Source organism: Bradyrhizobium sp. HKCCYLS2038 (assembly GCF_051167655.1).
Classification (GTDB): domain Bacteria; phylum Pseudomonadota; class Alphaproteobacteria; order Rhizobiales; family Xanthobacteraceae; genus Bradyrhizobium.
On the sequence record NZ_JBNPTM010000001.1, the window covers coordinates 379,839 to 404,298 of the forward strand.

At 66.3% G+C, this 24,460-nt stretch carries 21 protein-coding genes; 14 read left to right on the forward strand and 7 right to left on the reverse strand.

Annotated features, from left to right (window positions below):
* Window positions 1-1,134 (forward strand): hypothetical protein, encoded by a 1,134-nt coding sequence (locus ACQR1I_RS01715; RefSeq protein ID WP_434865452.1) that lies wholly within the window; start codon window positions 1-3, stop codon window positions 1,132-1,134.
* Between the two features lie 1,033 nt (window positions 1,135-2,167).
* Here the strand turns inward: ACQR1I_RS01715 and ACQR1I_RS01720 are convergent.
* Complete coding sequence (locus ACQR1I_RS01720) at window positions 2,168-4,192, reverse strand: YgiQ family radical SAM protein (protein ID WP_434865453.1); 2,025 nt, start codon at window positions 4,190-4,192, stop codon at window positions 2,168-2,170.
* A 132-nt stretch (window positions 4,193-4,324) separates the two neighbouring features.
* Window positions 4,325-5,029: a hypothetical protein gene (locus ACQR1I_RS01725; RefSeq protein WP_434865454.1), complete on the reverse strand. Its 705-nt coding sequence runs from the start codon at window positions 5,027-5,029 to the stop codon at window positions 4,325-4,327.
* A gap of 137 nt (window positions 5,030-5,166) precedes the next feature.
* On the opposite strand from ACQR1I_RS01725, the gene ACQR1I_RS01730 reads away from it, so the two are divergent.
* The 9 genes from ACQR1I_RS01730 to ACQR1I_RS01770 all read left to right on the forward strand — a co-directional run bounded on the left by ACQR1I_RS01730 (window position 5,167) and on the right by ACQR1I_RS01770 (window position 15,317).
* Window positions 5,167-5,856, forward strand: a complete 690-nt coding sequence (locus ACQR1I_RS01730) for an HAD family hydrolase (RefSeq protein WP_434865455.1) — start codon at window positions 5,167-5,169, stop codon at window positions 5,854-5,856.
* 178 nt (window positions 5,857-6,034) lie between these two features.
* Window positions 6,035-8,014, forward strand: a complete 1,980-nt coding sequence (locus ACQR1I_RS01735) for an SPFH domain-containing protein (protein ID WP_434865456.1) — start codon at window positions 6,035-6,037, stop codon at window positions 8,012-8,014.
* A gap of 29 nt (window positions 8,015-8,043) precedes the next feature.
* Window positions 8,044-8,568: a hypothetical protein gene (locus ACQR1I_RS01740; protein WP_434865457.1), complete on the forward strand. Its 525-nt coding sequence runs from the start codon at window positions 8,044-8,046 to the stop codon at window positions 8,566-8,568.
* A gap of 90 nt (window positions 8,569-8,658) precedes the next feature.
* The gene (locus tag ACQR1I_RS01745) at window positions 8,659-9,507 is read left to right on the forward strand and encodes a dienelactone hydrolase family protein (RefSeq protein WP_434888697.1); all 849 of its coding nucleotides are present in this window, start codon (window positions 8,659-8,661) and stop codon (window positions 9,505-9,507) included.
* Between the two features lie 151 nt (window positions 9,508-9,658).
* Window positions 9,659-10,489, forward strand: a complete 831-nt coding sequence (locus ACQR1I_RS01750; protein WP_434865459.1) for a hypothetical protein — start codon at window positions 9,659-9,661, stop codon at window positions 10,487-10,489.
* Between the two features lie 34 nt (window positions 10,490-10,523).
* Window positions 10,524-11,363: a type 1 glutamine amidotransferase gene (locus ACQR1I_RS01755; RefSeq protein ID WP_434865460.1), complete on the forward strand. Its 840-nt coding sequence runs from the start codon at window positions 10,524-10,526 to the stop codon at window positions 11,361-11,363.
* A 75-nt stretch (window positions 11,364-11,438) separates the two neighbouring features.
* Window positions 11,439-12,266, forward strand: coding sequence for a class II glutamine amidotransferase (locus ACQR1I_RS01760; protein ID WP_434865461.1), 828 nt, complete (start codon window positions 11,439-11,441; stop codon window positions 12,264-12,266).
* A 24-nt stretch (window positions 12,267-12,290) separates the two neighbouring features.
* On the forward strand, window positions 12,291-14,063 hold the full coding sequence (locus tag ACQR1I_RS01765; protein ID WP_434865462.1) for an N-acetylglutaminylglutamine amidotransferase: 1,773 nt from the start codon (window positions 12,291-12,293) through the stop codon (window positions 14,061-14,063).
* Window positions 14,064-14,084: 21 nt separating this feature from the next.
* Window positions 14,085-15,317: a carboxylate-amine ligase gene (locus ACQR1I_RS01770; protein WP_434865463.1), complete on the forward strand. Its 1,233-nt coding sequence runs from the start codon at window positions 14,085-14,087 to the stop codon at window positions 15,315-15,317.
* Window positions 15,318-15,323: 6 nt separating this feature from the next.
* Here ACQR1I_RS01770 and ACQR1I_RS01775 read toward each other — a convergent pair whose 3' ends face one another.
* From ACQR1I_RS01775 to ACQR1I_RS01785, 3 genes are all read right to left on the reverse strand, one after another.
* Window positions 15,324-16,529 (reverse strand): amidohydrolase family protein, encoded by a 1,206-nt coding sequence (locus ACQR1I_RS01775; RefSeq protein WP_434865464.1) that lies wholly within the window; start codon window positions 16,527-16,529, stop codon window positions 15,324-15,326.
* Window positions 16,530-16,639: 110 nt separating this feature from the next.
* Window positions 16,640-17,272 (reverse strand): alpha/beta hydrolase, encoded by a 633-nt coding sequence (locus tag ACQR1I_RS01780; protein ID WP_434865465.1) that lies wholly within the window; start codon window positions 17,270-17,272, stop codon window positions 16,640-16,642.
* Complete coding sequence (locus tag ACQR1I_RS01785; RefSeq protein WP_434865466.1) at window positions 17,269-18,207, reverse strand: ring-cleaving dioxygenase; 939 nt, start codon at window positions 18,205-18,207, stop codon at window positions 17,269-17,271. Before ACQR1I_RS01785 ends, ACQR1I_RS01780 begins: the two co-directional genes overlap by 4 nt.
* Window positions 18,208-18,342: 135 nt before the next feature.
* Between ACQR1I_RS01785 and ACQR1I_RS01790 the strand changes: the two genes are divergently transcribed.
* From ACQR1I_RS01790 to puuE, 3 genes are all read left to right on the forward strand, one after another.
* A complete protein-coding gene (locus ACQR1I_RS01790) occupies window positions 18,343-19,236 on the forward strand; it encodes a LysR family transcriptional regulator (protein ID WP_434865467.1) in 894 nt (297 codons plus the stop codon).
* 91 nt (window positions 19,237-19,327) lie between these two features.
* Window positions 19,328-19,684: a hydroxyisourate hydrolase gene (gene uraH / locus ACQR1I_RS01795; RefSeq protein ID WP_434865468.1), complete on the forward strand. Its 357-nt coding sequence runs from the start codon at window positions 19,328-19,330 to the stop codon at window positions 19,682-19,684.
* A gap of 5 nt (window positions 19,685-19,689) precedes the next feature.
* Window positions 19,690-21,117 (forward strand): allantoinase PuuE, encoded by a 1,428-nt coding sequence (gene puuE / locus ACQR1I_RS01800; RefSeq protein WP_434865469.1) that lies wholly within the window; start codon window positions 19,690-19,692, stop codon window positions 21,115-21,117.
* A gap of 417 nt (window positions 21,118-21,534) precedes the next feature.
* Here the strand turns inward: puuE and ACQR1I_RS01805 are convergent, their stop codons facing one another.
* On the reverse strand, window positions 21,535-22,884 hold the full coding sequence (locus ACQR1I_RS01805; RefSeq protein ID WP_434865470.1) for an amidase: 1,350 nt from the start codon (window positions 22,882-22,884) through the stop codon (window positions 21,535-21,537).
* The gene (locus ACQR1I_RS01810; RefSeq protein WP_434865471.1) at window positions 22,871-24,064 is read right to left on the reverse strand and encodes an MFS transporter; all 1,194 of its coding nucleotides are present in this window, start codon (window positions 24,062-24,064) and stop codon (window positions 22,871-22,873) included. The genes ACQR1I_RS01805 and ACQR1I_RS01810 overlap by 14 nt, the downstream gene beginning before the upstream one ends.
* Before the next feature lie 29 nt (window positions 24,065-24,093).
* Here ACQR1I_RS01810 and ACQR1I_RS01815 point away from each other — a divergent pair, with 29 nt between their 5' ends.
* Window positions 24,094-24,435, forward strand: coding sequence for a hydroxyisourate hydrolase (locus tag ACQR1I_RS01815; RefSeq protein WP_434865472.1), 342 nt, complete (start codon window positions 24,094-24,096; stop codon window positions 24,433-24,435).
* The last annotated feature ends 25 nt before the right edge of the window (window positions 24,436-24,460 follow it).

Genomic DNA, 24,460 nt, shown 5'->3' on the forward strand with positions numbered 1-24,460 from the left:
ATGATAGCTGAAACAAGAGACGATCATGCGGCTTTAGACGCTATCGTGCGGCTTGTTGCGGAGCGGCACCGGCGTGTATCGGTTGCTCCGTTCGAAGGTGGCAATGTTCGGGATCTAGCAAGTAGGGTGTCAGAGCTGTGCTCCCAGGTTGAGTATCTGGATCATAGTCGGGTATCGGAAGCTGCCGACACTATGATTAAGTGCAGTGTTGGTAACGACATTTGGGCGAGCTATTGTGGTCTGCCGGCAAGTCGGTCTGTCCCAAAAGAAGGCGGGATTGACGATTGTCTGACGTTTCCACGTGTTGATGCAGTTTTTCCTCCAATGCTCCGCAGCGGCTCTTTTTATGAGCCATGTGAGCTTTTGGACAAAAAGGCAGGGATATTTGTCCGTTCCCTCGGCTGGCGTTATCTTGGGGCGCTTTTGGCAATGAACAAGCTTTCAGGGAGCGATCCTGGAAAGCTTGGTTCTGTGCTGGCTGGTGCGGAGCAGTCGCTAGTTAAGACGGCCAAATCGCAAAGGCGCTTGAGGGGTCTTGTTTTTGCCCCGGGGGAAGAGCCTACGGGCGATCTTGTGGCGCTCGCAGTTGCGCCAAGGCACGAGGTCTCTTTTGGAAGCTACCTGGTGTTGGTGACTGAATTCCCATTGGGTTACTCTTGTGCCGAACAGGTTTTGCGTAGAGCAAGATGTGCAGCTGCTGAGTCGGCAAATGATAGAATTAGCCACAAGATTGTGATGACTGATGATATGAACACTCTATTAGGTGATGGGTGTTCTAATCAGGAAGAGAATGTTGTTTTGGCTGGAAATCCGGACCAGATGAGGTATTTTGTTTTTGTTTCACAGATTGGGAATGAGGGCGCTTCGGCTCCAGCTGAGCCAGCCAAAGTGCGCTTCCGAATTAGTAGGGACAAGTTGAGAGATGCGTTTCTGGGTGTGTCTATCGTCGAAGGTGAGACTGTTACCTTGGCTCCCCCAGAACTAGTCCGTAAAGAGCAGGATTCTGGTCAATTCCTAATCGGTCCTTCGGCGTCCGTTGACGGGACTGAATCGCTGAATTCTGAAGCTGTGATTGATCGCGAAAGGATAGCGAAAGCGTTTTTCGGCTATGGCGCGAACCGGAAAGGAAAATGATAGCAGATCCGATGTTTGACCGCTGTTTTTGGGGTAGTCGATACTGAAGCTTTTGCATCCGTCCCATGCACCAAATGCCCGTCGAGCCAGTTTGTCGCAGTCCGCGCGGCTTGTGTCGTCGGGCAAATCAGATCGATGCTCTCGGCCATCCCGTTCGCGATGAAGAGGGGCGTTTCGGCCGATCGTCACGGAGCGTAGCAGCGGGGAGCGATGGACGTGTCGGGCTTGGGGCTTTCGCGCAAGCGGGGCCGGCGAATGAGCCTGGGACGTACGGTCAAGTCGCGTGGTCCTGGCCTCCCGACGCTGAGGTCAAGCCGGTCGATGATGCCCAACGGCGTCTCGCCGGTGATGGGGGCAAGACAGCCCGGTCCCCAGGGAGATCGCGAAGCAGCCGTTAAAACCAGCGCGCGGGGAAGGCCGGGTTGTCCGGCTGGACTCGTGGTACCTGCCGCCTGCATTTTTTTCTGCAGGCGGGCCACGGGCCTCAGTCGAGGTCCGGTCTTCCCCGCGCCCTCTCATTGTCGAGGGCGATATCGACAGCATGACCCGGGCGCGGCTGCGACGCGGGGCCGCGGTGGGCTGTTTGCAAACATCGTGCAGTGGATGCGAGGCGTGGAGCGTGTCGCGCGCGGTGCTCGTCATGCCTGTGAGTTGGCACGGCCTTCCTACAAATTCGGTGTCGTCCCGGCCTCGAGCCGGGACCCATAACCACCGGCGGACGTGTGAGGCAGGAAGGTGGCTCAGGATGTGCCCAACACGTCTGCCTGTGGTTATGGATCCCGGATCTTCGCGCGCGCTGCGCGCTCGTCCGGGATGACGGCGGAGGGTGTGAGTTGGAACGGTGCTACAACAAACTCGGTGTCGTCCCGGGCTTGAGCCGGGACCCATAACCACCGGCGGACGCATGAGGCAGGAAGGTGGCTCAGACAGTGCCCAACACATCTCCCTGTGGTTATGGGTCCCGGGTCAAGCCCGGGACGACAGCGGAGGGGATGCGAGGGCGTGCCTCCATGACAAGACCGCGCCGTCCGAGCTACTTCCTGATCTTCACGCCCTTGGTGGTGAAGCGCTGCGGGCGCGGCTCAGGCCGGACAGGACGGCGCGTGACGGCGGCCTTGCCGGTGCCGGGCGGCTGATGCGCCGGCACCAGTTGGTCGGGGCGCGAGCCGATCAGGTCGGCGCGGCCCATGGCCCTGAGCGCGTCGCGCAGGACGGGCCAGTTGTCGGGGTCGTGATAGCGCAGGAAGGCCTTGTGCAGGCGGCGCTGCTTCAGGCCCTTGATGGCTTCGACCTTGTCGCTGCCGCCGTGGCGCACGCCGCGCAGCGGGTTGACGCCGGTGTGGTACATCGCGGTCGCCGTGGCCATCGGCGACGGCAGGAAGGTCTGGACCTGGTCGGCGCGGTAGCGGTTCTTCTTCAGCCACAGCGCGAGGTTCATCATGTCCTCGTCGCTGGTGCCCGGATGGGCCGCGATGAAATACGGGATCAGGTAGTACTTCTTGCCCGCCTGCGCGGCGGCCGCATCGAACATCTGCTTGAAGCGGTGATAGGTGCCGATGCCCGGCTTCATCATCTTGTCGAGCGGGCCGCGCTCGGTATGCTCGGGCGCGATCTTCAGATAGCCGCCGACGTGATGCGTCACCAGCTCCTTGATGTAGGCCGGGCTCTCGACCGCGAGGTCGTAGCGCACGCCGGAGGCGACCATCACGCGCTTGACGCCCTTGACCTCGCGCACCTTGCGATAGAGCCGGATCAGATCGTCATGCGAGGTGTTGAGGTTCGGGCAGATCACGGGGAAGACGCAGGACGGCCGTCGGCACGCGGCCTCGACCTTCGGGTCCTTGCACGCCATCCGGTACATGTTGGCGGTGGGGCCGCCGATGTCGGAGATCACGCCGGTGAAGCCCGGCGTCTTGTCCCTGATGCGCTCGATCTCCTGCAGGATCGAGCCTTCCGAGCGGCTCTGGATGATGCGCCCCTCATGCTCGGTGATCGAGCAGAAGGTGCAGCCGCCGAAGCAGCCGCGCATGATCGTGACCGAGAACTTGATCATGTCCCAGGCCGGGATCTTGGCATCGCCATAGGACGGATGCGGCGCGCGGGCGTAGGGCAGGTCGTAGACCGCGTCCATCTCCGCCATGGTCAGCGGGATCGGCGGCGGATTGAGCCAGAGGTCGCGGTCGCCATGACGCTGCACCAGCGGACGCGCATTGCCGGGATTGCTCTCCCGGTGCAGCACGCGCGAGGCGCGGGCGTAAGCTTCCTTGTCGGCCTCGACCTGCTCGCAGGACGGCAGCCGGATGACGACGTCGCCCTTTTCGCGCGCGGCACCTTCGTCGGCGGAGTCGAGATCGTCGGCATGCAGCTCGACGTAGCCCTCGGGCACCTTGCGGAACAGCGCCGTGCCGCGCACCGATTGGATGTCCCTCGGCGCCTCGCCGCTGGCGATGCGGTGCGCGACCTCGATCACGGCGCGTTCGGCATTGCCGTAGATCAGGATGTCGGCCTTGGCGTCGGCGAGCACCGAGCGGCGCACCTTGTCGGACCAGTAGTCGTAATGCGCAATGCGACGAAGAGAGGCCTCGATGCCGCCGAGCACGACGGGGACGTCCTTGAACGCCTCGCGGCAGCGCTGCGCATAGACCAGCGTGCAGCGGTCCGGCCGCTTGCCGCCTTCGCCGTGCGGCGTGTAGGCATCGTCGCTGCGGATGCGGCGGTCGGCGGTGTAGCGGTTGACCATGGAGTCCATGTTGCCGCCGGTGACGCCGAAGAACACGCGCGGGCGTCCCAGCGCCTTGAACGGCTCGGCCGAGTGCCAGTCCGGCTGGGAGATGATGCCGACGCGAAAGCCCTGCGCCTCGAGCAGCCGGCCGATGATCGCCATGCCGAACGAGGGGTGGTCGACATAGGCGTCGCCGGTGACCAGCACGATGTCGCAGACGTCCCAGCCGAGCTGGTCCATCTCCTTCCGGCTCATGGGCAGGAACGGCGCGGGTCGGAGGTCGGCGCGGTGGCGCGGCCAGGAACTCAGCGGCTTGGCGGTGAGGGCGATGTTCATCGCTCACGCATAGAGCCAGGGGCTGGCGAGTTCAACCGAGCGCCGCCCGGCGAGGGGCGGCCAGCAGTCACTTTCTCAGGAATGGTTCCCGGCAGGTATCGCCGGACGGTGGGACCGTCCGGCGAGGGGCCGTCAATTGATGTCCTCGAACGCCTCTTTACGCCGCTTGAGCCAGCCATGGCCGAAATAGGCCAGCAGCGCCGCGGTGGCGAGCATGATCCAGACCGACGGCAGCCGCGAGCGGGAGCTGCCGGAGGCCTCGCCCACCGTCCGCGATTCCTGGGTCATGCCGGTGTCGGTCATCGAGACCATCCGCATGTCGGCGCCCTCGGCGGTGGTACCGCGCAGGCCTGCGACTGCGGGCGTCGGCGCCTCGGCCGCGAGCATGCGCCCCATCTGCGCGCCGGCATAGGCCGCCGAGCCGTCGTCGCCGGACGACCGGTCCATCGTCGCCGCCGCGGCATGGCTGCCGGCGGGAAACTGCGCGTAGGAGTTCAGGTTAGCGGGCCGACGCGGCTTCGTCTGAGGCTGCATCATCGGGTCCATCTTCTCGGCCCTGTCCATCGTCCGCTGCGGCATGGACGGCTCCATCGCCCGCTGCGGCATGGGTTGCGATTGGGGCATGGACTGCGGCAATGCGACCCGCACCTGCGGCCGCGTGTAGGACTGGGTGACCGCCAGCATGCGATTGGACCAGGACAGGTAGGCCTTGCACCAGGAGTTGCAGTATTTCCCGTTGACCATGTCGTCGGACGCGGCCTGCGCCGTTGCGGAGCCTGCGAAGATCATCGTCGAGAGCAGCGCCGCAGAGGCGGCGAGCTTCGCTATCGAACTCAACCTGGACGTCGCTTTCAAATGGCCGATCATCGCAATTTCCCCCGTCGCGGTTTCACGCCGTTTCAGAGATAACGACACTGGCTGTGGTCGAGAGTTGGATCAGATCGCGTCAACATCCGGATGAGTTTGAGGTCAATTTGCTGATGCGAGGCGTTCTTAATAGGCAGCAGGCGCTGCTGTTCGACATCGACGGCACGCTCGCCGACACGGATGCGCTGCATCTGGAGGCGTTCAACGCGGTGTTTGGTCCTCGTGGCCACGTGTTCGATCGCGCGCGTGCGGCACGCGAACTGCTCGGACGCTCCAATGCGTCGATCGGTGCCGAATTTCTGCCCAACGAGCCGCCGGAGCGGCGCGCCGCAATCATGGCTGAGAAGGAGGCGGTGTTTCGCAGCCTCGCGGCCGGTGCGGTGCAGCCGCTGCCCGGCCTGATGGCGCTGCTCGATCGGGCCGCGGCCGCGTCGATCCCGGTCGTGGCGGTGACCAACGCGCCGCGCGCCAATGCCGAGCTGATCCTGAAGGGCTTGCGCATCACAAGCCGCTTCAGCGCCGTCATCATCGGCGACGAGCTGCCGCACGGCAAGCCGCACCCGCTGCCTTATCTGGAAGGCCTGCGCGCTGCGGGCGCTGTGCCCGACCGCGCGGTCGCCTTCGAGGATTCGCGTGCTGGGATCACGGCCGCAACCGCCGCGGGTCTCGTCACCGTGGGCATGCGCACCAATCTCGGCCATGACGCGCTGATCGCCGCCGGCGCGGCGCTGACGGCCGCGGCCTTCGACGAGCCGGAGGTGCTGGCGCTGGTCGCCGCCACGTTGGAGGGCGACTGAGTCGCCGGATCGGCGCGCAGGTTCACGCGAGGGAGACGAAATATTTCGGCTGCAACGGCCTTTGAAATCTCCCGGAGAAGCCTAACTTCCCGCCCGCCGACATCGATCGGCATGATCGCGCGCGGTGACAGCGCGGCGGCAACAGCCGCCCCGGCCATGCGCGACTTGGAGATCCCTCATGGACATCACCACTCTGATCCAGCCGGCCCTCGCGGCCGGGGCGGTCATTGCGTTGCTTGCGTTGCTGAAGCTTTCCAACATCATCCGCTACATCCCCAACAACCAGGTCGGCATCGTCGAGAAACTCTGGAGCATCCGAGGCTCCGTGGCCGACGGATTCATCGCGCTGAACGGCGAGGCCGGCTTCGAGCCGGAGGTGCTGCGCGGCGGCCTGCACCTGCTCTTCCCCTTCATGTACCGCATCCACACCTCCGACCTCGTGACCGTCGGCCAGGGCAAGATCGCCTACGTCTTTGCCCGCGACGGCGCGCCGCTCGGCGCCTCGCAGGTGCTCGGCGCCAACGACAGCGACGACAGGAGCGACTTCCAGGACGCGCGCCGCTTTCTTGTGGCCGGCGGCCAGAAGGGCCCGCAGCGCAAGCTCCTGCGCGAGGGCACCTACGCGATCAACACGACGCAGTTCGCCATCATCACCGACGAGCGCGTCTACGGCCACGCGCTGAGCGACCAGGAACGCGTCGTGCTCGACGCCATGCAGCTGACGATCGCCGAGCGCTGGGGCTTCACGCCGGTGATCCTGGCGGCCGATCATGACCTGGTCGGCATCGTCACCGTGCATGACGGCCCGTCGCTGCCTCCCGGCGAGATCATCGCGCCCGAAGTCGGCACCGAGCTGCACGACGCCGCGACCTTTCACAACAATTTCCAGGAGCCCGAGAAATTCCTCGCCGCCGGCGGCCATCGCGGCCGTCAGCTGCAGGTCATCGTCGAGGGCACCTGGTACATCAACCGCCTATTCGCGACCGTCGAAAATGTGCCGAAGACCATCATCCCGGTCGGTAATGTCGGCGTCGTCATCTTCTACACCGGACCGCGCATGGCCGACGTGTCCGGCGAGACCTATCGCCATGGCGAGCTCGTCTCCAATGGCGGCCGCGGCGTCTGGAAGGATCCGCTGCTGCCGGGCAAATACGCGTTCAACACCTATGCCGGCAAGATCGAGATCATCCCGACCGTCAACTTCATCCTCAAATGGGTGCGCGGCGAGGTCGGTGCGATGAAGCTCGACGAGAACCTGTCGGAGATCTCGCTGATCACCAAGGACGCGTTCGAGCCGACCTTGCCGCTCTCGGTGGTGATGCACATCGACTACAAGAAGGCGCCGATGATCATCCAGCGCTTCGGCGACGTGAAGAAGCTGGTCGAGCAGACGCTCGACCCGATGGTCTCAGCGTTCTTCAAGAACGTCGCGCAGAAGATGACCCTCATAGAGCTGCTGCAGAACCGCGCCGCGATCCAGGAGGAATCGGCGGCGCAGATGAAGGTGAAGTTCGAGGGCTATTCGCTCGAGCTGCAGGAGGTGCTGATCGGCACGCCGCGCGCGGCGCCCGGCGACCAGACCATCGAGAACATCCTGATCCAGCTGCGCATGCGCCAGGTCGCGCGTGAGCAGGTCGAGACCTTCCAGGAGCAGGAGAAGGCCGCGATCCAGGAGCGCACGCTCAACGAGGCCAAGGCAACCGCGGCGGCACAGGCTGCGCTGACGCAGTCGCTGATCCAGATCCGCGTCAACGAGAACGAGGGTGCGGCTGCGCTGGCGCGTGCGCAGAAGGATGCCGAGACCCGCAAGGTGACGGCCGCCGCCGTCGGCGAGCAGTCGCGGCTCGAAGGCCAGGGCGAGGCCGATCGCGCACTCGCCGTCGGCGCGGCGAACGCGCAGGCGACCAAGCTTGCGGTCGACGCCTATGGCGGGCCGGAGTTCAGGCTCGCCGAGCAGAACTTCGCCAAGTTCGCCGACGCGCTGACCAAGATCAACCAGCCGCTGGTGCCGCAATTCCTGATGTCCGGCGGGCCGGGCCAGGAAAGCGGCAATTCTGGCCTGATCCCGACGGCGATGCTGAGCTCGATGTTCGGCCGCATGATGCCCGAGGCGCTCGAGCAGCTGAAGCGCGAAGCCCCGCGCAGCGCGCGGCAGTAGAAGGGGACCAGGTGGGACGGCGAGCTGACATGTCGCTGACATCCGGCAACAGCTTGCCGTCACCGCTCCTGCGCGATGGTCGCGGCGAATTCGGCCGATACGTCGGCTGTTCCGAGATCAAGGTGAGACCCATGCGCAACTTGTTGATTACGGCCGGTCCGGCAGAAGATTCGTTTCGAGTGATGCTTCCTTCCAAGGACGGGACGTCGGCTGGCGACCAGCGCGCCCGCCGTTCGCGCGCGGATGGCCGTGCCGCGCGCAGGCCGCAGCAATTTCGCTGGGGGCGCCCGTCGCGTGCCGTGGTCGTCCTCCTCCGGGGCTTGAGGGCCACGCTGGCCGCCTTGCTGCCGGCAGAGACCGAGAGCGCTCCAGACGTGCGTGTTCATACGTCGGCGGCCGGATCCTCGGCCCGGCCGCGGCTGCGTGTCGTTCGCGATTGCGGCCGAGCGCTCGAAGCGCCGGCTGCGCCTCGCCAGGTCTGGAGCGGCCTCGCGGAGGATGCGATCACCCCGCGCCATCGCGTCTGGCATCTGCGCGTCCGGGATCGACGCTGATGATCAGCCGGGCCGGCGAAGTCGCCAATCCCGATGGAGATCCCGACGCGACTGGCCTAACCTGGAACTGATCTCGCGGGGCTCATGCGCATGCATCGGTTCGGGTTGATTGCGTCGCTGCTCATCGCTCTGACCACATGGAAGCAACCTGCCGCGGCCCAGACCATCGATCAGCCGGTCACGTTCAACGCCGCGTCCTACGTCATCGGCCGGCTGCAACAACGCAGCGCCTTGGAGCGCGGCGAGATGGCGGTCGCGACGCCCCAGGCGATCTCCGGCTATCTGTCGAAGCCTTCCGGCGACGGCCCGTTCGCAGCGATCGTCTACCTGCACGGATGTGCCGGACTGAGCGAGCTGACGCGCCAACATTTCGCCCGGCTGTTCTCCGGCTGGGGCTACGTGGTGCTTGCGGTCGACAGCTTCGGCCCCCGCGGCCTGGCGCAAGCCTGCACACGTCCGGCACCTGATCGCCAGGCCGACGCCTGGGGGGCTTTGGCGTATCTCTCGTCGCTCCCGTATGTGGACCGGACGCGGATCGGCGTCGTCGGCTCCTCGCAGGGCGGGATGGCGGCGATGCGCCTTGCCTCGACGCACGATGTGAATATCTACGACGTGCCGGATGATCTCAGCTTCAAGGCGGCCGTCGCATATTATCCCGCCTGCGGCGTCGCTTCGAAATGGCTCTCGGTGCCCACACTCATTCTGATTGGTGACAAGGACGATTGGACGCCTGCGCAGAACTGCCAGCAGTGGATGTCACTGCGTCCGGACAAAGGCGCTCCGGTCAAGCTCGAGGTCTATCCCGGCGCCTATCACTCCTTCGATAGTCCCCGGCCCGGCCGGTCCCTCTTCGGGCACTGGCTGCAATATGACGCGGATGCCACCGAGCGGTCGATCGCCGAGATGCATGATTTCCTTACGGTCCATCTTGGCAGGTAGCGGCCGATCAAGGATGGCCTCCAACGGGCGGCGAGACTGCATGGGCGTCCTGCGGGCATCGCGGGCCCTTGCGCTTGTGCCGGTCTCCATGTCGTGAGATGAACCCTGCGGGTGTGCCGCGTTCGTGCCCCGTAAGAGGTTGATCTTGGTAATGACCTTGTCCCGGTATGTGCTGGCCGCTGCAGCACTGCTGCTCGCTACGAGCGCCCCTGCGGCCGACAAGCCCGGCGACATCAAGGGCACGGTGCTGGAGCCGTCGCCGGAAAATCTCGCGCTGACCTGGGCGAAGGCCAATCTCGTGCTGCCGGCAACGCTGGCCGGCGGGCGGCGCTGGGAGGGGCATGCCGAGGATGCGCCTGACGTCATCGGCATCGCCCCGCTGGTCGTCGTCATGCACGGGTCGAGCGGCGTGGCGCCGGCCATCAAGGAGTTTCAGGCCTGGCTCGCGGACGAGCTCGGCGCCGCCTCCGTCGCACCCGACAGCCTCGCGATACCGGACCGGCTGACCTATACCTCGCCGGTCGACGTCGCGACCTACGAGCGCGTTCATGACCTGCGGCTCGCCGAACTGCAGAACGCGCTCAAGGCGTCGCGCGACTGGAGCTGGGTCGACCGCTTGCGCGTCGTGCTCGCCGGCACCAGCGAGGGCGCGGTGGCGGTCGGCCGTTACGCCGGCAAGGACGCAGCCGCGCGGCTGATCTATTCCTGGTCGTGCGAGGACAATTATTTCGTCACGTCGCCGCGGCTCGGCATCGGCCCGAAAGAGCCGGTGCTGAACGTGATCTCGGCGCGCGATCCCTACTTCTCGGCCGTCAATCCCTGGAACAAGGATCGCGCCGTCACCGGGTCCTGCGCCGCGGCGCTGAAGGACGATCCGAAAGCCGAGGTGATGGTGGTCGATGCCGACGTGCACACCATCCTGAACCGTCCCGATGTGCGCGAGCGGACCGGGCGCTTTCTTCGCGAGATCCTGAACCCGTGACACGCGCTCGTTCGACTAGGAGATTGAGGCGTCGATGAGACTGCTCGTGCTCGAAGGCAACTCGCTGGCTGGTCGCCGCCGCTGGGCCGACGTTGCGGGCAGCACGCCGTCGGACAGCTACGCCGACCTGCTGCGCACCTTGGCGCCGGAGGCGGTGGTCGAGATCTGCACTCCGGCTGACGCGGATGCGCGGCTGCCGCAGCCGATCGAGGCCTATCAGGGCATCGTCATCACCGGCTCGGCTCTCAACATCTATCAGCGCGAGCCGGAGTCGCTGCGTCAGATTGAGCTGGTGCGCGAGATCTTTGCCCAGGGCGTGCCGATGTTCGGCTCGTGCTGGGGGCTGCAGCTCGCATCCGTTGCCGCCGGCGGCGAGGTCTCGCTCAATCCGGCCGGCCGCGAGGTCGGCTTCGCGCGCAAGATCACGCTGACAGAGGCCGGTCAGGGCCATCCTCTGCATGCCGCCCGCAACGTGGTGTTCGATGCGCCGGCCATCCACAGCGACATCGTTACCAAGCTGCCGCCGGATGCGACGGTGACCGCGCGCAACGCCATGAGCGAGGTGCAGGCGGCGGAGATCCGCAGCGGACGCGGCCGTTTCTGGGGCGTGCAGTATCACCCCGAGTTCAGCCCCCAGGACGTTGCATGGGTCCTGCTGCGCATCGGGCAGCCGCTGGTCGACGAGGGATTTTTCGCGGATGCCGCTGAGCTCGAACGCTATGCGTCCGACCTGGCCATGCTGCAGCATCACCGTCACAGGCGCGATATCCTGTGGCGCCTCGGGCTGGATCAGGACATCGCCGATGACCGGCTGCGCCAGGCCGAGATCATCAACTGGATCGCCTCGCTACAACGGGAACCTGCCGCAGTCTGAGGCGTTTCCGCCTCCCTCGCCATGCGCGACATCGGACGCGGGTCGGCTCAATTCATCCGTTGGGAGAGGGCAAGCATGTGCCGCTGGATTGCCTATCGCGGAGAGACGACTGCGTTCGAGCACTACGTCACGGAGCCTGAGCACTCGCTGGTGACGCAGAGCATTCGTGCGCTCGAATCGACCGCAGGCACCAACGGTGACGGGTTCGGCCTCGGCTGGTATGGCGATCACCCGGAGCCGGGACTGTATCGCGAAACGCGGCCTGCCTGGTCGGACGAGAATCTGCGCTATCTCTGCCGCCACCTGCATTCGCATCTGTTCTTTGCGCATGTGCGGGCTGCGACGGGCACGGCGGTGACGCGGCAGAACTGTCATCCGTTTGCCTGCGGCCGCTGGCTGTTCATGCACAACGGCTTCGTCGGCAGCTGGAACCGGCTGCGGCGCAAGGTCGAAGGGATGATTCCGGATGCGCTTTATCCGTCGCGACTCGGCACGACCGACTCCGAGGCCGTGTTCCTCGCGATCGTCGGCGCCGGCATCGACCAGGATCCGATCGGAGCAACGCGCAAGGTCCTGCGCTCGCTCTGTGAGCTCGTCAACGAGGACGGCCTACGCGAGCACCTGCGCTTCACCTCTGCGCTGTCGAATGGCCATGATCTCTACGCGTTCCGTTTCGCTGCCAACGATTGCGCCAACTCGCTCTACTACCGCGAGGACGGCGATCAGGTGATCGCGGTCTCCGAACCCTATGACAAGGAACCGGACTGGATCGAGGTTCCTCCTGATCACGTGCTGGTCGCGCGCGCGTCCGCACCTGCCGAAATCGTTCCGCTTTTTGCCGCAGGCCAGGCCGGCCTCGTCGCGGAACGCAAGCGATCACAGAGGGTTATCGGAGGCATGTAGAAGAACGGAGTTGGATGGTCCGCGATGTGCGGCATTTGTGGTGAAATCAGACATTCCGGTCAGCCCGCGCTCGCGGCGCTCGGCAGGGTCAACGATGCGATGCAGGCGCGTGGTCCGGATGCCGCCGGACTGTTCGCGCAGGGCGGGATTGCGCTCGGCCATCGCCGTCTCAGCATTCTCGATCTCTCATCCGCCGCGCAGCAGCCGATGATCGATGCAGCGCTCGGGCTCGGAATCGCATTCAATGGCTGCATCTATAACTTCCGCGAGTTGCGCAGCGAGTTGCAGGCCAAGGGCTATCGCTTCTTTTCTGACGGCGATACCGAGGTGATCCTGAAGGCCTACCACGCCTGGGGCAAAGCCTGCGTGCAGCGCTTCAAGGGCATGTTTGCGTTCGCGCTGTGGGAGCGCGACAGCGGCCGGGTCGTGCTGGCGCGCGACCGGCTCGGCATCAAGCCGTTGTACTACACCGAAGGTCCGGGCTTTTTCCGATTCGCCTCCTCGCTGCCGGCGCTGCTCGCGGGCGGCGACGTCGATACGTCGCTGGATCGAACCGCGCTGCATCACTTCTTCAGCTTCCATGCGGCCGTTCCCGCGCCGCGCACCATCCTCAACGGCGTCAAGAAGCTCGAGCCTGCGACCTTGCTGACGATCGAGCCCGACGGCACGCAGCGTCGCGAGCGCTACTGGCAGTTCAAGGTCGGCGAGCAGCGCCCGACCGATCGCGCCATGAGCAAGGATGAGTGGTCCGATGCGGTGCTGGACGCCATGACCGCGGCCGTCGATCGTCGTCGCGTCGCCGACGTTCCGGTCGGCGTGCTGCTGTCCGGCGGCCTCGACTCGTCGCTGCTGGTGGCGCTGCTGTCCAAGCTGGGACATGAGGATATCAGGACCTTCTCCATCGGTTTCGATGCGGTCGGTGCGCATAGCGGCGAGGAATTCCGTTACTCCGATGTCATCGCGCGCACCTTCGGCACCAACCACGAGCAGATCAGGATCGGCGGCGACCGCGCGCTCGAGGCGTTGCCCCATGCCATCGCGGCGATGTCGGAGCCGATGGTGAGCCATGACACCGTCGCGTTCCATCTGCTGTCGTCGGAGGTCGCCAGGCGCGTCAAGGTGGTCCAGAGCGGGCAGGGCGCCGATGAGGTGTTCGGCGGCTACAGCTGGTATCCCGGCTTTCTCTCGGCGAATGATCCGGTCGAGCAATATCAGAACGCCTATTTCGACTGGAAGCATACGGACCTGCAGCGTTTGCTTGCCCCCGATCTGCTCGGCGATGATGTAAGCCTCGCGCTGGTGGAGCAATTCTTTGCCGATCATCGCGGCGTCTCCGCCGTCGACAAGGTGTTGCAGATCGACACCGAGATCATGATGGTCGACGATCCCGTGAAGCGGGTCGACAACATGACGATGGCGTTCGGGTTAGAGGCCCGCGTTCCGTTCCTCGATCACGAGGTCGTCGAGCTCGCGGCGCGCATTCCGGCGGAACTGAAGGTCAAGGATGGCGGCAAATACATCCTTAAGGAGGCGGCGCGGCGCTGTGTGCCGGCGGAGGTGATCGACCGCCCCAAGGGCTACTTCCCGGTGCCGTCGCTGCGCTATCTGCGCGGGCCGTTCCTCGACTATGTCCGCGATATCATGCGCAACGACAAGGCGCGCACGCGCGGGCTCTACCGGCGCGACTTCATCGACCACATGTTGCAGAACCCGGAAGCCGAGATGAGCCCGAAGGGGCACTCGCGATTGTGGCAGGCGACGCTGTTGGAAGCCTGGCTGCAGACTCACGGCATTTGACCGCCTGACAGGATTGATCACATGGGATTGGACCCGAAAATTCTCGAACGGCTCCGGCTGGACTTGAGCGATGACGAGCGGCGGCTCGTGATCCGCTCCGCGACCGGAAGTGAGGACGTCAGCGAATACTCCTTCGGCATCGAGGAGGAATATTTCCTCTGCGACGCCCGCACGCTGGACGTTGCGATCCGGACGCCGGACGATTTGTTCGAGGCGGCCAACTGGTCGACCGGTGGGCAGGCCATGCGCGAGATGCTGCAGGCGCAGCTCGAGGTCGCGACCAACGTCCATGTCGATGTGGGCGACGCCCGCGAGGAGTTGAAATTCCTGCGTCGCGAGGTCGCCAGCGTCGCCAGCCAGTATGGTCTCACCATCCTGGCCTGCTCGACGCATCCGACCGCGATGTGGCGCAGCTCGCAGCCGACCCCGAAGCCGCGCTACGAGGAAATGCTGGAGGACCTGCGCATCGTCGGCCAGCGCAACATGCTGTGCGGCATGCACGTGCACGTCCAGCTGCCCGATCCCGAGCGGCGCTTTGCGGTGATGCGCGCGATGATCCCCTACATCCCGGTGTTCATCGCGCTGTCGGCCTCCTCGCCGTTCTGGAATTCGCGCGAGACCGGCCTGAAAGGCTACCGGCTCGCGGCCTATGACGAATTGCCGCGCACCGGCCTTCCGGAGCTGTTCGCCTCCAAGCAGGAGTACGATCGCTATATCGCGGCGCTGACTACATCCGGCGTGATGCCGGACGAGAGCCACATCTGGTGGGCGATGCGGCCATCGCTACGCCATCCGACCTTGGAGTTACGCGCGCCCGACGTCTGCACCGCGGTCGATGACGCCGTCGCGGTCGCGTCGCTGTATCGAGCGCTGGCGCGGCATTTGTCTCTCAATCTCCACCTCGCCGACACCGTCGGCAATGTCGAGCGCGCGATCGCGGTCGAGAACAAATGGCGGGCGCAGCGCTATGGCACCGATTGTCTGTTCGTCAGCGAGGAGGGGCCGGTCACCGGCCAGGAGGTCCTCAACCGGGTGATCGCCGATGTCGCGCCGCATGCCGAGGCGCTCGGTTGCCTCGCAGAGGTCGAGCGCTGCCGCACCATCATGCAGTTCGGCAGCTCGGCTGATTATCAGCTGCAGGCCTATCGCGAATCCGGCGGGCAACTCTCTGCCGTGACGCGCTGGATCGAAGCCGCGACCATCTCGCGCGCCGAGCCGCCGCGCGAGTCGGTGCCGGTCGAACCGGCGCAATGATGCGGCCTACGCGCCTGACCTGAGGACCCGGCCGTCGCGTGCAACGAGGCGGCCATCCTTGTAGACATCGCGTCCCCTGGGCACGGCGACGACTGCTTCCGGCACGTGCTCCGCATGCAGCGTGACGAAGTCGGCTCGGGCGCCGATGTGCAAGCCGTAGTCTGCCAGCCGCAAGGCCTTGGCGCCGGCGTCCGTGACGAGGTCGAAGCCGATGCGCAGCTCGTCATCGATGTAGAAGCCCGAGCGATAGCCGATCATCATGGCCCGGTTCAGCAGATCGCCGTCGCCATAGGGCCACCAGGAGTCGCGGATGTTGTCGTTGCCGCTGAACACGGTGACGCCGGCTTCTCGCAGCAGCGCGACCGGAGGGAAGGGCCGCGCGCCTGGGGCGTTGGTCATGATCGCGACGCCTGACATGGCCAGCACCTCGGCGATCTTCTTCAAGGGATCCGCCGCGAGATCGCCGAGCGCATACGCATGGCTGACCGCGACATGGCCCTGCATGCCCAGCGCCCGCGTGCGTGCCGCGATCTGCTCCAGTTCGAACAGCCCGAGCATGCCCGGGTCGTGCAGATGAATGTCGACGTCGACGCCATGCCTGTGCGCCACGCCGAACACGACATCGAGATGCTTCTCGACGTCGCGGTCGAAGCTCGCCGGATCGAGTCCGCCGACCAGGTTGGCGCCGAGCCTGATCGCCTCGTCGAGCAGCTCCGGCGTGCCCGGGCTCTTGAGGATGCCGCTCTGCGGAAAGGCGACGAGCTGGATCTCGATCAGGTCGCGATACTCTTCGCGCACGCGCAGGATCGTCTCGAGCGATTTGAGACCGACCGAGCCGTCGACCATGACATGGCTGCGCATCCGCGTGGTGCCGTGGCCGATGCAGAGATCGAGCTGGTTGCGCGCACGCACGTCCATCGGCGCGGCCGCGGCCATGTTCTGCGCCTGGAAGGTGACACGCTCATGCACGTCGAAGCCGTTGGTGCAGGGCTTGTGCGGCTTCCAGGCATCGCCATAGAAGCTGGTGTCGAGATGGATGTGGCCCTCGACGAAGCCGGGCACGACCAGCGCGCCGCCGAGGTCGACCACCTCGCGCGCTTCGGGACGCTCGGCTTCGGCCAGCAGTCCGCTGATCCGGCCACCATCGACGGTGATCGCATGTCGCGCGCCGCGGTCGAGCCGCGCATTGATGAACAGCTTGTCGACGGCCATCTCGCCAGATCCTCCCATCTTCCGCCAGCATCAAACCGCACGGGCCGATGCTGGCACCGATGGAAGCATTCTCGATCAGGATCGATCGAGGCCGCAAGCGCAGATGCTGGTCAGGCTGCAATCGCCTGCGGCAGTCCGGCGATCCAGTCGCGGGCGAGCGCGATGTCCGCCTGCGACAGCTGATGTCCGGCCGGCAGCGTCGTGTGGGTCACGTCGGCGCCGGCGTCGATCAGCTGGCTGCAGAGCATCGCCGAGTTGCTGGCCGGCACGATCGGATCGGCGAGGCCCGACAGCAGCAGAATTGGCTTGCGCGCCAGCCTGGCGGCCGGCGGCTGCTTGAGCGGGACCATGGCGCGGAACAGCACCGCGCCGGCCAGCGCGTCCGGCTGCAGCAGGAGCAGCGCGGCGGCGATGTTGGCGCCGTTGGAATAGCCGACCGCGACCGGCGCGGCGATGCCATAGCGCTGACGGGCCTCGCCGACGAAGGCGCCGAGCTGCAGCGCCCGCTGCCGCACATCGTCCTCGTCGAACACACCTTCCGCGAGACGGCGGAAGAAGCGTGGCATGCCGTGCTCGAGCACCTGCCCACGCGGCGACAGCAGCGCCGCACCGGGCGACAGCGTGGCGCCGAGCGGCAAGAGATCGTTCTCGTCGCCGCCGGTGCCGTGCAGGAGCAGCAGCGGCGCTGCTCCCGTGTTGCTTCCGGGCTGGAAGCGGTGAGTGAAGGACAGTTCGCCGGTCATGATGCGACCTCCTCGAGATTGGGCAGCACGCCCTCGATCTGCTTGCGGTGCGTCTCGAGGAAGGCGGGCAGCTTCAGGTTTCGTCCGAGCTCGGCGACCGGCTCGTCGACCGCGAAGCCCGGAATGTCGGTCGCGATCTCGAACAGCACGCCGCCCGGCTCGCGGAAGTAGATCGAGCGGAAGTAGTTGCGGTCCCGCTGCTCGGTCGGGTGCAGCCCGTGGCGATCCACCAGCTTCTGCGCCATCACGCCTTGCGCAGCATCATCGGCGGCACGGAACGCGATGTGATGCACGGAGCCGGCGCCCTGCGCGCCGCGCAGAAAGCCCTTGGCCTCGTAGATGTCGACCACGCTGCCCTCGGCATCGCCCGGCGCCTTGAAGCGGATCACCGAGCCTTCGCGGCCTTGCTCGGCAAAGCCGAACACGTCGGTGAGCACGGCGGCGGTCTTCTCGGCGGAGTCGAGCAGCAGGGTGATCCCATGGAAGCCGCGGATGGCGTGCTCGGCCGGGATGTCGCCATTGCTGTAGCCGGGCTCGTTCTCCGCGCCGGGAACGCCGACCAGCGCCAGCGCCATGCCGTCGGGATCGGTGAAGGGCAGCACGGATTCGCCGAAGCGCTTCTCCAGCGCCTCATAGGCGATGCCCTTCTCGGTGAGGCGCTGCGTCCAGTAGCCCAGCGAGCGCTGCGGTACGCGGAACGCGGTCTGGTGCGTTTCGCCGACGCCGCGGCGGCCCGGCCGCGCGCCGGCCCAGGGGAAGAAGGTCAGGATGGTGCCGGGGCGGCCGGTCTCGTCGCCATAATAGAAGTGATAGGTGCCGGGATCGTCGAAATTGACGGTCTTCTTGACGAAGCGCAGGCCGAGGTCGCGGGTGTAGAAGCCGAAATTGCGGATCGCATCGCCGGCGATCGCGGTCACGTGGTGCAGTCCGGGCATGTGGATCTCCTGTCGGGAGGCCCCGAAGGGCCGTTGAACTCCTGGATGCAATATTGGGCTGCTTTGATTTGGAGACAATCCGTGCTCTTGTGACGTCTCTGTCTACGATTTGGCGACAATGACAGTCCGGGAACGATGGACAAGCTTGGCAGCCTCAGGGCCTTCGTGAAGGTGGTTGAAAGCAGCAGCTTTGCCGAGGCCGGCCGGCAGCTGCGGCTGTCGCGCTCGGCGATCTCGAAATATATCGGCGAGCTCGAGCAGAGCCTCGGCGTGCAGCTGATCGTCCGCACCACCCGTCACGCCAGCCCGACCGAGGCCGGTCAGCGCTATTTCGAGCGCGCGGTCGCGATCCTGGCCGATCTCGACGCCGCCGATCAAGCCGTCAGCCAGTCGCAGGCCGCGCCGCGCGGGCTGTTGCGCGTCAACGCACCGATGTCGTTCGGCACGATGCGGCTCGGGCCTGTCGTGGCCGACTTCATGGGGCGCTATCCCGAACTGCAGCTGCAGATCGTGCTCAGCGACGATCTGCTTGATCCCGTGCAGGACGGTTTCGACGTGACCTTGCGGATCGCCGAGCTGGAATCATCGAGCCTGGTGGCGCGGCGGATCATGCCGGTGGAGCGCGTGATCTGCGCCGCGCCGTCCTATCTCGCGAAGCACGGCACTCCCGCGAGCCCGGACGCGCTGCGCCGTCACACCTCGCTGACCTATGGCTTCCTGATGACCGGCAACCAATGGAAGCTCAGCGGCGCCGATGGCGACCACTGGATCCAGCCGGCCTGGAGCTTGTGCGTCAACAACGCCGAGGTGCTGCGCGACGTCGCCATCAAGGGGCAGGGCATCGCGCTGATCCCGCGCTTCATCGCTGCGGACGCGCTCGCCAGCGGCGCGCTGACGGCGATCCTGGCCGGCTACACCGCGCCGCCGCTGACGCTCTATGCGATCTATCCGCCGACCCGGCATCTGTCGGTGAAGGTCCGGTTGTTCATCGATTTCCTGGTCGAACGCTTCGGCCCGAGCGGGGCGTGACCACGCCTTGGGCCCGTGGTGATCGGCAAAACGGCTCGAAGCTTTAACCCGGCGCTGCTAGGGTTCGGGCGGCAGCAGAAAGGGAGCGCGGATGGGGCGGCTGAGCACGCATATTCTGGACACGGTCAGGGGCAAGCCCGCGGCCGACGTCGCGATCGATCTCGATGCGCTGCAGCCGGATGGCTCCTGGCGCCGCGTCAAGCAGGTCCGGAGCAATGCCGACGGCCGCACCGACCAGCCGGTGCTGGCGGGCGACGAGCTCACGGCCGGCACCTACATGCTGACCTTCCACATGGGCGCCTATTTCAAGGCGCACGGCCTCGCCTCCGAGGAGCCGCTGTTCCTCGACCTGATCCCGCTCCGCTTCACGGTCGGCGACGCCGCTGCGCACTATCACGTGCCGCTGCTCGCGACGCCCTGGAGCTATCAGACCTATCGCGGGAGCTGAGACGGATGACTGTTGATTCCTATCCACGCGACATGGTCGGCTACGGCCGGACGCCGCCGCATCCGCGCTGGCCCGGCGATGCCCGCATCGCCGTGCAATTCGTGATCAACTACGAGGAGGGCGGCGAGAACAACATCCTGCATGGCGACGCCGCCTCCGAGGCGTTCCTCTCCGAGATCGTCGGCGCGGCGGCCTGGCCGGGCCAGCGCCACATGAACATGGAGTCGATCTACGAGTTCGGCTCGCGCGCCGGCTTCTGGCGCCTGTGGCGGATGTTCACCGCGCGCAAGCTACCGGTGACGGTGTTCGCGATCGCCACTGCGATGGCGCGCAACCCGGAGGCCGTCGCGGCGATGAAGGAGGCCGGCTGGGAGATCGCCTCGCACGGCCTGAAATGGATCGACTATCGCGACTTCTCCGAAGCCGACGAGCGCGCCCATGTCGAGCAGGCGATCCGGCTGCACACCGAGCTCACGGGCGAGCGGCCGCTCGGCTTCTACCAGGGCCGCACGTCGGAGCACACGCTGGACATCGTCCTGAACGAGCAGGGCTTCGTCTACAGCGCCGATTCCTACGCCGACGAGCTGCCGTACTGGATCGAGGGACCGCATGGTCCGCAACTCATCGTGCCCTACACGCTCGACGCCAACGACATGCGCTTCGCCACCCCGCAGGGCTTCAACGCCGGCGACCAGTTCTTCGCCTATCTGAAGGACAGCTTCGACACGCTCTATGCCGAGGGAGCAGATGCGCCGCGCATGATGTCGGTCGGGCTGCATTGCCGGCTGGTCGGACGCCCCGGGCGCGCGGCCGCGCTGGCGCGTTTCCTCGACTACATCATGGGCCATGACAAAGTCTGGGTCGCGACCCGGCTCGACATCGCCCGGCATTGGATCCGAACGCATCCCCCGACTGGCGTGTGGCGTCCCTCGCAGATGTCGCGCGTGCTGTTCGTCGAGCGTTATGGCGACATCTTCGAGCATACGCCAGAGATCGCCGCGCGCGCCTACAGCGCCGGGCTCTCCGCGTTCGACGATTCCGCCGACGCGCTGCATTCGACGCTGATGAACGTCGTCCGCGCCATGAGCCAGGACGAGAAGTTGAAGCTGATCCGCGCCCATCCCGAACTCGCCGGGCGCGAGGCACTGACCGGCGAGATGACGCAGGATTCGGTCGGCGAGCAGGGCCGGCTCGGCTTCACCTCGCTGTCGCGCGCCGAGTTCGAGCGCGTCGCCGACATCAACCGCCGCTACCGCGACAAGTTCGGCATGCCGCTGATCGTCGCGCTGGCGCTGCACGCCGATCGTGCCTCGGTCGTCGCCGAAATGGAGCGGCGCATCAGCAACGACCTGGACGCCGAAATCGCCAACGCGGTCGATCAGATCGGCCATATCACCCGCGCCAGGCTGGCGAAGAAGTTCGATCAGGGGTGAGCGCGAGTCGTTGCAAGAGTCCGCCTTCAGCCGCACCGGCGGTAGGCTCCCTCGCCCCGTTCTTCACGGGGAGAGGGTTGGGGTGAGGGGCAGCCGCACGGGTGGTGTACGTCGAAGGACCTGTACCCCCTCACCCGGATCGCATCTGGCGATGCGATCCGACCTCTCCCCCGCAGCGGCCGGCTATCGCATCTGATCATCGGGGTTTTGCGCCCGTCCGTCTCTACATCGTCATGGCCGGGCCTGTCCCGGCCCTCCACGTCGTTCGGCGTGCTGAGAACGACGTGGATGCCCGGGACAAGCCCGGGCATGACGGAGTAACTAACTGGCAGGATCTTTCATCGCGACAGCCTCGTATCCGATGGCTCTGCCAGCTGTGGGATGAGGTGCAGACCGATCACGCCACGACATGCCTGCCTAAGCCACCAACAAGCTCTCCACCCGCGCCGCCACGTCCAGCAGCATGCGGTCGCGGCCGCGGGCGGCGATCAGTTGCAGTCCGAACGGCAGGCCCTGCGCATTGGTCCCGCACGGGATCGAGATCGCCGGCACGCCGGCATGATTGACGAACGGCGTGAACACCGCGTGGCCGCGCGGGCTGGCCGGCCGGCCGCCGATCTCGGACGGGCCGAGCTGCGTGAACGGCCAGGCCACGCACGGCACCGTCGGTGCCAACAGCACGTCGACGTCGAGGAAAAACGCAGCAAGGGCGCGCGCGATCTGCGTGCTTGCCTCGAGCGCGCGCGCGACGTCCGCGCCGCTCAGGCCGAGGCCGCGCTCGATCTGCTTGGCGATATCCGGATCGAACTGCGCGGGATCGCTGCGGAAGGCGTCGCCGAACAGCGCGGCCAGTCCGGCATGTTGCAGCGGCATGATCGCATCCTCGGCGAGGCCCGCGGGCCAGACGGGATCCTTGTCGACGACCAAAAAGCCGCCGGCACGCAGTCCGTCGACGGCTCGCTGCAGGCCGACGCTCACCTCGCCATCAACGGCGACGTCGAGGCCGAGCCGTGGTGAGAAGGCGATGCGCAGCGGCTGCGCTGGGCCGGCCGCTGCGACATCGATGGCATGCGGATCGCGCGGGTCGGGGCCTGCCATGACTTCGAAAGCGAGCCTGGCGTCGCCGACGTCGGCGGTGAGCGGCCCGACCACCGATATGCCCCAGCCGGCCTCGGGAAAACCCGGCCCGTAGGGGATGGCGCCATAGGACGGCTTGAAGCCGACGACACCGACGTGGGCCGCAGGCCGCCGGATCGACCCACCGGCATCCGTCCCGATCGCGAGCGGCACGAGCCCGGCTGCGACGGCGGTTACCGGCCCACCGGACGATCCGCCTGGCGTGAGATTGGAGTCCAGCGGATGACGCGTGGGGCCATAGAGCAGCGATGTGGTCACGCCCTTGCAGGCGAACTCCGAGGTCGCGCCGATGCCGACCACGACCGCTCCGGCGCGGCGCAGCCGGGCGACGGCAATGGCGTCCTCCGGGGCGATGAAGTCGGCAAACAGTAGCGAGCCCTGCGTGATGCGCCAGCCGCCGACCCAGATGTTGTCCTTGACCACCACCGGCACGCCGGCGAGCGGCAGCGACTCTCCCGCGGCGACACGCGCGTCGACCGCATCGGCCTCCGCACGGGTGCGCTCGGGATCGACCGTGACGACGGCGTTGAGATCACGCGCGGCGGCGATGCGCGTCAGCGCCTGGTCGGCCATCTCTCGTGCCGATGTCTCGCGCGCTGTGACGGCGCGGACGATGTCAGTTGCGTGCATGAGAACGCTCCATCAGCAGCACGGTTGCACCTGCGGCCGCCGTCACGCCGAGCGCAACGAAGCTGCCGCCAAGCCCGAAACGGGGCGTCAGGGCGGCCACGAGCGGCGGCGCTGCGACGAGCCCGAGAAACGAGACGGTGAGCACGGCGCCGGTGGCTTCCGCGACACGTCCGGGTTTGGCGAGATTGGCGATCTCGGCGATGAACACGCCGTTCCAGCCGCTTGCCGTCAGCCCGAACACCACCGTGAGCAGGATCAGGAGCGGCGTGCTCATCACCGCGCCGAACATCCCGAGCAGCAGCGCGCAGACCGCCATGCCGACACCTGCCATCACGAGAACCGCGCGCGCCGAGCGCAGCCGCGTCGCCACCACGCCCCAGCCGAGCCGCCCGATCAAGCCTGCGCCTTGCGCCGAGGCCAAGAGCCAGCCGGCCTCGACATGGCTCAGCCCGAGCTCTGCCGTGCCGAAGCTGACGTAGCAGGTGTTGAGGATCACCTGCATGCCGCTGAACGGGATCGAGGCGACGGCGAGCGCCGCCATGCGGCGGTCGGAGCTGACGAGCGCGAGCCGCTCCCGCAGCCCGAGATAAGGCATCGGCTCTGACTTGATCGCATAGGCAGGCCGCAGCCGCTCGAAGCCGACGAAGCCGATGACGGCGCAGGCGATCACGGCTGCATAGGCAGAGTTCGGCGCCAGCCCGACGGCCAACGGCGGCAGCAGCAGCGAGCCGGCCATGGCGCCGATCTGGCTGCCGGTCTGCCGGATCGAGAACACCATCGCGCGCTTGTCGGGCCGCACCAGCCGCCCGAGCAGCGCCGCGCTCGCCGGCGTCTCCGGTCCGGCGGCAAGGCCAAGCACCAGGCCGGCGACCAGCAACGCCCAGGCATGGCCGAATGTCGCCAGCGACATGCCGACGCAGACGATCACCGCGCACAGCGCCGCGACGCGCAGCGAGCCGAGCTTCTGCACCAATGTGCCGCCCCAGAACGAGGACACCAGGCTGATCGCAAACGCCGCGGTCGAGAACAGCGACAGCTGCTCGATGCTGATCCCGGCGCGCGGCGCCACGGTGCCCGGTGCGAACAGCGCCAGCGACACCAGCGCCTGCAGCGCGGTCATCGCCACCAGCGCAGGCCACAGCGGCGGCGCTGGCGCCGCGGCTTGTTTCGCGTCTATCATGCGGCGACAACGTAACAGTGGAGCAGCTGATGGCCGGCGGTATCTCGGTTCATGCGGTCGATGTGGCGAACGGGCGCCCGGCGCTCGGCTTGCGCGTCGCGATCTGGCGCGTGGCGCCCGATCGCACGCTGCTCGCCGAAGGCCAGCTCGGTGCCGACGGCACGTTGCAGGCGCCGGTCGTCAAGGGCGATGGCGTCACCGCCGGCGAGTATGAGGTGCTGTTTCATATCGGCGAGTTCTTCGGGGCAGCCGTCCAGAGAAAATTCCTGACCACAGTGCCGTTTCGTTTCGCGATCGACAAGGTCGAGGAGCATTTTCATTTGCCGCTGAAATTCACGCCCTGGGGCTATTCGATTTTCCGCGGGGCTTGAGGCGCTTCGCGCCGCGCCGTCGTAT